The sequence below is a fragment of the Mycobacterium sp. ABE4_509 genome, assembly GCF_056160785.1.
Genome location: NZ_JBSWXU010000192.1, coordinates 1 through 8,216, shown reverse-complemented (window position 1 = coordinate 8,216; position 8,216 = coordinate 1). Strand labels below are relative to the sequence as shown.

Genomic DNA, 8,216 nt, shown 5'->3' with positions numbered 1-8,216 from the left:
CGGCCGGTGCGCTCTGCTCGGTGGCATCGGGGTGGGCGCCGGCGGACTTGCCGCCGCGGGTGCGCCGCCGGTTGCGGTTCGACCGGGCCGGCTTGTCGTCGGAGCTGCCCTCCGCGCTGCGCCGCGACGACTGTGTCCGGGTGCCGGCGGAAGACCGGGTGCCGGAGGCACTGCGGGCCTTGCCCACCTTGCCGCCGGCCTCGGCCGGGATGTTGAGCTCGTCGTACAGGTGCGGTGAGCTCGAGTACGTCTCCGCCGGCTCGGGGGTGTCCAGGCCCAGCGCCTTGTCGATCATCGACCAGCGCGCCAGCTCGTCCCAGTCGACCAGGGTGACCGCGATCCCGGTCTTGCCGGCGCGGCCGGTGCGGCCGATGCGGTGCACGTAGGACTGCTCGTCCTCGGGGATCTGGTAGTTGATGACATGCGTGATGTCGTCGATGTCGATGCCCCGTGCCGCGACATCGGTGGCGACCAGCACGTCGACATCACCGGTGCGGAACGCCTTGAGGGCGCTCTCGCGGGCACCCTGCCCGAGGTCGCCGTGCACGGCGCCGACCTTGAAGCCGCGTTCGGCGAGTTCGTCGGCGACCTTCTGGGCGGTGCGCTTGGTGCGGGTGAAGATCATGGTGGCGCCGCGGCCGTCGGCCTGCAGCACCCGGCTGACCAGCTCGACCTTGTCCAGCGCGTGGGCGCGGTAGATGAACTGTTCGGTGGTGTCGTGGACGGCGGCCGAATGCGGCGCCTCGGCGCGAATGTGGGTGGGCTGGCTCATGAACGTGCGGGCCAGCGTGATGATCGGATCCGGCATCGTCGCCGAGAACAGCATCGCCTGGCGCTGGTCGGGGATCTGGCGCAGGATGCGTTCGATGTCGGGCAGGAAGCCCAGGTCGAGCATCTCGTCAGCCTCGTCGAGCACCAGCGTCGACAGGCCGCCGAGCTGCAGATGCCCCTGCTGGGCCAGGTCGAGCAGCCGGCCCGGGGTGCCGACCACGACCTCGACGCCGGTCTGCAGCGCCTCGATCTGTGGCTCGTAGGGACGGCCGCCGTAGATGGCGGTCACCGAGAGTTTGCGGTCGTCTTCGGCCTTGAGGTACTTGGCGGCCGCGGCGAGGTCGCCGTACACCTGCAGACACAGCTCGCGGGTCGGGACGACGACCAGGGCGCGGGGGATGCCGGTCAGCGTGCGTTCGGAGTCGCTGGTGATGCGATGCAGCAGCGGAACACCGAACGCGTAGGTCTTGCCCATGCCGGTGCGGGCCTGACCGATCAGATCGTCGCCGGCCAGGGCCAGCGGCAGGGTCAGCTCCTGAATGGCGAAGGGGTATTCGATGCCGTTCTCGCCCAGAGCGCGGACGATCTCGTCGCGAACTCCGAGTTCGGCGAAGGACGGGTTGGTGTGCGTAGTCACAGAGGTCATACGGTTAGACGGAGCCTTTCGTTCTCAATCCTCATGCGTTTCCACGCGCGCACGAGTTGAGAAGAAGCACTTCGTCGGGCCCTGCACTGAGGGGGCGGGCCGCCTTCGTCGTGCACGCACATTTCCACGGTGCCTGCGCTGAATCCGCCGACCCGACCTGGTTCGATCCGTCGACGTTCGCGTCGACACCGATTCCATGGTAACCGGTCGGATCGCCCCACGGTCCAGGCGGGCCGTGGCGGTTAGAGTTGGGGCATGACTTCGACGCCGGCTGCGGCCGCCTCCTCCGCCTCCGCCGAGCAGGCGAAGACGCCCGCGGCGACGTCGGAGCATCCCGGTGTGGTGGAGTTGTTCGCGCTGCTGGCCTACGGCGAGGTCGCCGCGTTCTACCGGCTGACCGACGAGGCGCGGATGGCGCCCAACCTGCGCGGACGCATCAACATGGCCAGCATGGCCGCCGCCGAGATGAACCACTACGAGGTGTTGCGCGACGCGCTGGAACGGCGTGGTGTCGACGTGGTGCCGGCGATGTCGCGGTACGCCTCGGCGCTGGAGAACTACCACCGGCTGACCACTCCGAGTACCTGGCTCGAGGCGCTGGTCAAGACCTATGTGGGGGACGCCCTGGCGGCCGACTTCTATCTGGAGATCGCCGGTTCGATGCCTGGCGAGGTCGGCGACGTGGTGCGTTCGGTGCTCTCCGAGACCGGCCATTCGCAGTTCGTCGTGGGCGAGGTGCGCGCGGCGGTGACCGCCAGCGACCGGCAGCGGCACCGGTTGGCGCTGTGGTCCCGGCGGCTGCTGGGCGAGGCGATCACCCAGGCCCAGTACGTGCTCGCCGACCACGATGAGCTGGTCGATTTGGTCATGTCCGGCGGTGGCCTGTCGCAGATGACGGACTTCTTCGACAAGCTGCAGAACACGCACAACAGCCGGATGCGCGAACTGGGGCTGGCCTGACTCAGCGTGTGCAGTTGGTGAAGATCGAGTTGCTGTTCTGTGCGGCGATCAGGTTTCCGCTGGCGTCGGTGATGCTGCAGTTGAGCTGACCCCGCACGCTGGTGGCGGTCACCGAGGTCAAGGTGACACCTGGATCCAGCACCACGGTCTTCGACCAGGGCAGCGCGACGTTCAGATCGGTCTGCAGCGCGCCGCGCTGATCGGTGTAGATGACGGTGACCAGATCGATCAGGTCGCGGTTTCCGGTGATGTGGTAGGTGATGGTGCCCGGCGCGGCCGGCGGTGCCGCGGCCTGCGGCGGTGCGGCCGGGGGCGGGACGAGCGACGGTTGCGGCGGGGGAGTCTCGGCGCTCGGGGTGAGCGTGGTGACCGTCTCGGGCGGCAGGGTCCGGCTCGGCGGGACGGTTGCGCGTGGTGCCGAGTCGGGGTCCTGGCTGGGGGTGGGGCCGCTGGAGCTGGGCAGCGGAGAGGCGACCGTGGCCGACACCGAGCCGCTGTCGCCACCGCTGAGGATCATGCTGGTCGCGATCACCGCGACGAACAGCACGGCGCCGGCCACCCCGCCGATCCACATCCAGCGCCGGTCGATGCTGGCCTCGTCGACGATCTCGTCATCGTCGTAGTCGTCGTCGTAGTCGTCGTCGTAGTCGTCGAAGTCCTCGGGGTAGTCCTCGGAGTAGTGATCGTGGCCGTACGAGCCGTAGCCGTCGTCCCCGTCGCGGGAGTAGCGCGGGTACACGTCGGTGTCGTGGTCGTCGCCGAACGCATCGGGGCTGCCCTCGAAGTCGCGGGTGCCGCCGCCCTTCCGGTAGCGAATCCGCTCGGTAGGCGTCAGGGAATACGGCGAGCTTGCGGTGTACGGCCTGTTCATGCACCTGCCCCAGTCATGTCGTGCGTTTGCCGGGGCTGATGCTATCGAGGCAGAAGTGACGGATGAGGTTGACGCGCCTTCCCGTCGGTCACGGTCGGGACTCGGTTCGGTCGCCTCCGCGTCGCGGTGCCGTGCGCGGCGTTCGCCGACGGCGAAGGTCCCGGCACCGCACCCGGTGTTCGGCGTCGATTAGCCTCCTCTCGTAAGGCATGAGCAGACCAACGGAAGGGTTCTCACGTGGAGGTCAAGATCGGTGTCACCGACAGCCCGCGCGAACTGATTCTCAACAGCGCGCAGACTCCGGCGGAGGTGGAGAAGGCGGTCGGTGATGCGCTCGGGGCCGAATCGGGCGTGCTGGCCCTCACCGACGACAAGGGCCGCCGTTTCATCGTGCAGGCCGCACGCATCGCCTATGTCGAGATCGGCGCTGCCGACTCGCGGCGCATCGGGTTCGGCGTCGGCGGCGAGGCGGCGAAGACCGCCGGCTGATCAGTTCCGCCGAAATGGCATTCCGGCAGGCGAATCGCGAGTGCGGGCCTGCCGGAATGCCATTTCGGCGTTGAACGGGGTCAGGACCGCGTCAGTGGCACGTGGGACAACCCGCCCCAGATGAACTGGACCGTTCCCTCTACGGCGTCGTCCTTGGCGATCGGCCGCTCGTTGTTGAGCCAGTAGCGCGCCGAGTCGACGCTGATGCTGACCAATCCGACCGCGATCATCCGCGCGCGGTGCGGTTCGAGCCCGGAGTCGTGGCTGATGAGATCGAAGACGGCGTCCGTGCAGGCCTCCGTCGCGACCTTGACCTGGGCGGCGACCTGCGGCTCGGTCACGTAGTCGTTCTCGAAGATCAGCCGGTAGCCCTGGCTGTCGTGTTCGATGAAGTCGAAGAAAGCCTGCACCGCGGCACGAACCCGCTGCCGATTGTCGGTGGTGGTCCGCAACGCCTGACGCACCCCGGAGACCAGGTTGTCCACATGGCGCGCCAGCACCGCCAGGTAGAGCTCGACCTTCGATGAGAAATGCTGGTAGAGAACGGGTTTGCTGACACCGGCCCGGTCGGCGATCTCGTCCATGCCCGCTGCGTGATAGCCGCGGTCGACGAACACCTCGCTGGCTGCGGCGAGCAACTGCCCACGGCGCTCATCGCGGGGCATTCGATTGCCGCGGCGTGCGCCACCGGCGCCGGGCAGCCCGGTACCGGGTTTCCCCCCTCGCCGCTGCGCCGCCTTGGCGAGATCACTCATTAAGAACCTCGAGTCCGCCGGCGCGACCGGCATGGTGAACGTGCTTCGCACTGACACTACTACCGTTGGCCGGGCAGCAGCGTAAGGCGGGTGCCACCGGCTCGGGCATGCCGCTGCGGTGGCGCGCCGGAAGTGCATCTCCATCGTCCTGTGTCATTCTGTGTCGGTGACCTATGACTCCCGCGCGCGAGGAGGGCATACGGGTCCTGAGCGGCACGGGGGCGGTCGCGTCCCGGTGCTTCGCGACGAATGGCGCGAGCCGCTGCGCGCGCAGCGCGACCCGTTGGCGCCCGCCCCCGGGCGGGTCAGGTCCAACCGGGACGAGCGCAAGCGCTGGCGCAAGCAGACCTGGATCGGCCGTTTCATCTCCACCTACGGCTGGCGGGCCTACGCCTTGCCGGTGCTGGTCGCGCTGACCGCGGTGGTGCTCTACCAGACCATCACCGGCACCTCGGCGCCGCGGGCCGCCGAGGAGGACGGACCCGTGCAGGGCCCGCCGACGATCGGCGTGCCCAGCACCGCGATCGTCGGCGCCCCCCCGAAGGGCCTGACCGAGTTCGACGCCAGCCTGCCCACCGGAATCCTGCCCGACGGCGGGCCGTTCACCCCGGTGGGTGCCGGTACCTGGCACATCGTGCCCGGGACCACCCCCCAGATCGGGGAAGGCACCACCAAGAACTTCACCTACACCGTCGAGGTCGAGGACGGGGTGGACACCACGACGTTCGGCGGGGACGAGGGATTCGCGCGCATGGTCAGCGAAACGCTGGCCAACCCGAAGAGCTGGACGCACAACGAGCAGTTCGCCTTCACCCGGGTGGACGCCTCCTCGGGGGTGGAGCCGGACTTCCGCGTCTCACTGACGTCTCCGATGACCGTGCGGGAGGGCTGCGGCTACGACATCCAGCTCGAGGCGTCCTGCTACAACCCGGTCTACGGCGGCCAGCCGCGGGTGCTGCTCAACGAGGCACGCTGGGTCCGCGGCGCGGTGCCGTTCCAGGGTGACATCGGCTCCTACCGGCAGTACCTGATCAACCACGAGGTGGGCCATGCCATCGGCTACCAGCGCCACGAGCAGTGCCCGGCCGACGGGGACCTGGCGCCGGTGATGATGCAGCAGACGTTCTCCACCAGCAACGACGATGCCGCCCGATTCGACCCCGGCACGGTCACCGCCGACGGTCTGACCTGCCGGTTCAACCCCTGGCCGTATCCGATCGCCTGATCGCCGGGCCGCGCGCCCCGACGGTGTTTGTGGTGTGCCGGGCGGGCAACCCTGTGGGTGGCGCACACCGTCGTCGCCCGTGAGCTGGCGGGAAGCGCCCGGCCCTCGTTGCTGTTGAACCTCGTACCTGCTGAGATGATGGCAAGAGCCAACCAAGGAGAAAATCGGTGTCAACACCGCTGCCGCCGCTGGTAGAGCCCGCGGCTGAGCTCACCCGTGAGGAGGTGGCCCGCTACAGCCGCCACCTCATCATCCCCGACCTCGGGCTGGACGGGCAGAAGCGACTCAAGAATGCCCGCGTGCTGGTGATCGGTGCCGGCGGGCTCGGGTCACCGACGCTGCTCTATCTCGCCGCCGCGGGGGTGGGGACGATCGGCATCGTCGAGTTCGACGAGGTCGACGAATCCAACCTGCAGCGCCAGATCATCCACGGCCAGTCCGACATCGGCCGGCCCAAGGCGCAGAGCGCCCGCGACTCGATCCTCGAGGTCAACCCCCTCGTGGAGGTGCGCCTGCACGAGTTCCGCCTCGAGCCCGACCGCGCGGTCAACCTGTTCAAGCAGTACGACCTGATCATCGACGGCACCGACAACTTCGCCACCCGCTACCTGGTCAACGACGCCGCGGTGCTGGCGGGCAAGCCCTACGTGTGGGGCTCGATCTACCGGTTCGAGGGTCAGGTGTCGGTGTTCTGGGAGGACGCCCCGGCCGATGAGGCCGGTAATGAACGCGGCCTGAACTACCGCGACCTCTATCCCGAGCCGCCGCCGCCGGGAATGGTGCCGTCCTGCGCCGAGGGCGGGGTGCTGGGCATCCTGTGCGCGTCGATCGCCTCGGTGATGGGCACCGAGGCGATCAAACTGATCACCGGTATCGGCGAATCGCTGCTGGGCCGGTTGATGGTCTACGACGCGCTGGACATGACCTACCGCACCATCAAGATCCGCAAGGATCCCTCGACCCCGAAGATCACCGAGTTGATCGACTACGAGGAGTTCTGCGGCGCCATCACCGACGAAGCCAGCGAGGCGGTGCTCGATTCCACCGTCACACCGCGTGAACTGCGCGAACTGCTCGATTCCGGCAAGAAGTACGCGCTGATCGACGTGCGGGAACCGGTGGAGTGGGACATCAACCACATCGACGGGGCCGAGCTGATCCCGAAGTCGGCGATCGAGGCCGGTGACGGCCTGGCCAAGTTGCCGCAGGACCGGGTCCCGGTGCTGTACTGCAAGACCGGGGTGCGCTCGGCCGAGGCGCTGGCGGTGATCAAACGGGCCGGGTTCACCGACGCGATGCATCTGCAGGGCGGCATCGTGGCCTGGGCCAAGCAACTCGAACCCGACATGGTGATGTACTAACGCCGGGTTGGCCGCCGCTGCGCTTAGGCTGTTTCGGTGACCGCTGAGCGCCCGCCAGATCATGTGCTTGCGGCGTTCGGGCTGTCCGGTGTGCGGCCCGCCCCGCTGGGATCCAGTTGGGAGGGCGGCTGGCGCTGCGGTGAAGTGGTGTTGTCGCTGGTCGCCGACCATGCCCGGGCGGCCTGGTCGGCGAAGGTCCGCGAAACCCTCTTCGTCGACGGGGTGCGCCTGGCCCGGCCGGTGCGTTCCACCGACGGGCGCTATGTCGTCGCCGGATGGCGGGCCGACACCTACGTGGCGGGGACGCCCGAGCCGCGCCACGACGAGGTCGTCTCGGCCGCGGTGCGGCTGCACGAGGCGACGGCCAAGCTGGAGCGGCCGCGGTTCCTGACCCAGCCGCCGGTGGCTCCCTGGGCAGACGTGGATGTCTTCAATGCCGCCGACCGTGCCGCCTGGGAGGAACGCCCGCTGCACTCGTTGCCGCCCGGTGCGCGGGTGGCGCCGGGGACGGCCGACGGGGAGAAGTCGGTGGAGCTGATCAGACAGCTCGCCGCGTTGCGCCGTCCGACCAAGAGCCCCAGCCAGCTGGTGCACGGGGACCTCTACGGAACGGTGCTGTTCGCCGGCAGTGCTGCGCCGGGGATCACCGACATCACTCCATACTGGCGCCCGCCGGCATGGGCCGCCGGCGTGGTCGTGGTCGATGCGCTGTCCTGGGGCGGGGCCGACGACGGTCTCATCGAGCGGTGGTCGGCGCTTCCCGAGTGGCCGCAGATGCTGTTGCGTGCCTTGATGTTCCGGCTGGCGGTGCACGCCCTGCACCCGCGTGCCACCGCGGCGGCGTTCCCGGGTCTGTCCCGCACCGCGGCGCTGGTGCGTCTGGCGGTGTAGCGCCTTTGGCGTTGTAACGCCGCGAACGTGCGTTCCCGGTAGTGCGTCGCGCGGCAGAATCAATTGTCTATTGCAACGTCCCAGGATTTTGGAGGTTGCAATGCCAAGTGGTTATCCCCATCCGTTGGAGACTCGGAGGACGTTGTTCGACCGGGGGTGTCAAGGCGAGCCGTTATTTGCCGCGGCGCAGGACATGGGCGTGTCGACCACGGTTGCCAGTATCTGGTGGCGTCAGGCTGGGGCGATG

General features: G+C 68.6%; 8 protein-coding genes. 5 read left to right on the top strand and 3 right to left on the bottom strand.

Features of this window, described 5'->3' with window-relative positions:
• A partial coding sequence (locus tag ACXAID_RS25645; protein WP_475024997.1) for a DEAD/DEAH box helicase occupies positions 1 to 1,417 on the bottom strand: 1,417 nt, incomplete at its 3' end.
• A gap of 255 nt (positions 1,418 to 1,672) precedes the next feature.
• Here ACXAID_RS25645 and ACXAID_RS25640 point away from each other — a divergent pair.
• Positions 1,673 to 2,377, top strand: a complete 705-nt coding sequence (locus tag ACXAID_RS25640) for a ferritin-like fold-containing protein (protein ID WP_475024996.1) — start codon at positions 1,673 to 1,675, stop codon at positions 2,375 to 2,377.
• A gap of 1 nt (position 2,378) precedes the next feature.
• Here the strand turns inward: ACXAID_RS25640 and ACXAID_RS25635 are convergent, their stop codons facing one another.
• Positions 2,379 to 3,248 carry a hypothetical protein gene (locus ACXAID_RS25635; RefSeq protein ID WP_475024995.1) on the bottom strand — a complete coding sequence of 290 codons (870 nt, stop codon included), beginning with the start codon at positions 3,246 to 3,248 and terminating at the stop codon, positions 2,379 to 2,381.
• A gap of 237 nt (positions 3,249 to 3,485) precedes the next feature.
• Between ACXAID_RS25635 and ACXAID_RS25630 the strand changes: the two genes are divergently transcribed.
• Positions 3,486 to 3,737, top strand: a complete 252-nt coding sequence (locus ACXAID_RS25630; RefSeq protein WP_475024994.1) for a DUF3107 domain-containing protein — start codon at positions 3,486 to 3,488, stop codon at positions 3,735 to 3,737.
• 80 nt (positions 3,738 to 3,817) lie between these two features.
• On the opposite strand, the gene ACXAID_RS25625 is transcribed toward ACXAID_RS25630, so the two are convergent.
• Entirely contained in the window at positions 3,818 to 4,492 is a 675-nt protein-coding gene (locus ACXAID_RS25625; protein WP_475024993.1) for a TetR/AcrR family transcriptional regulator, read from the bottom strand.
• A 166-nt stretch (positions 4,493 to 4,658) separates the two neighbouring features.
• Between ACXAID_RS25625 and ACXAID_RS25620 the strand changes: the two genes are divergently transcribed.
• The 3 genes from ACXAID_RS25620 to ACXAID_RS25610 all read left to right on the top strand — a co-directional run bounded on the left by ACXAID_RS25620 (position 4,659) and on the right by ACXAID_RS25610 (position 7,969).
• Positions 4,659 to 5,717, top strand: coding sequence for a DUF3152 domain-containing protein (locus ACXAID_RS25620; protein ID WP_475024992.1), 1,059 nt, complete (start codon positions 4,659 to 4,661; stop codon positions 5,715 to 5,717).
• A 167-nt stretch (positions 5,718 to 5,884) separates the two neighbouring features.
• A complete protein-coding gene (gene moeZ, locus ACXAID_RS25615; RefSeq protein WP_475024991.1) occupies positions 5,885 to 7,078 on the top strand; it encodes an adenylyltransferase/sulfurtransferase MoeZ in 1,194 nt (397 codons plus the stop codon).
• A gap of 36 nt (positions 7,079 to 7,114) precedes the next feature.
• Entirely contained in the window at positions 7,115 to 7,969 is an 855-nt protein-coding gene (locus ACXAID_RS25610) for a TIGR02569 family protein (RefSeq protein WP_475024990.1), read from the top strand.
• The last annotated feature ends 247 nt before the right edge of the window (positions 7,970 to 8,216 follow it).

Excerpts from the sequence above, each read along its gene's own strand:
- ACXAID_RS25625 (WP_475024993.1), bottom strand. The coding sequence starts at position 4,492 with ATGAGTGATCTCGCCAAGGCGGCGCAGCGGCGAGGGGGGAAACCCGGT.
- ACXAID_RS25640 (WP_475024996.1), top strand. The coding sequence starts at position 1,673 with ATGACTTCGACGCCGGCTGCGGCCGCCTCCTCCGCCTCCGCCGAGCAG.
- ACXAID_RS25635 (WP_475024995.1), bottom strand. The coding sequence starts at position 3,248 with ATGAACAGGCCGTACACCGCAAGCTCGCCGTATTCCCTGACGCCTACC.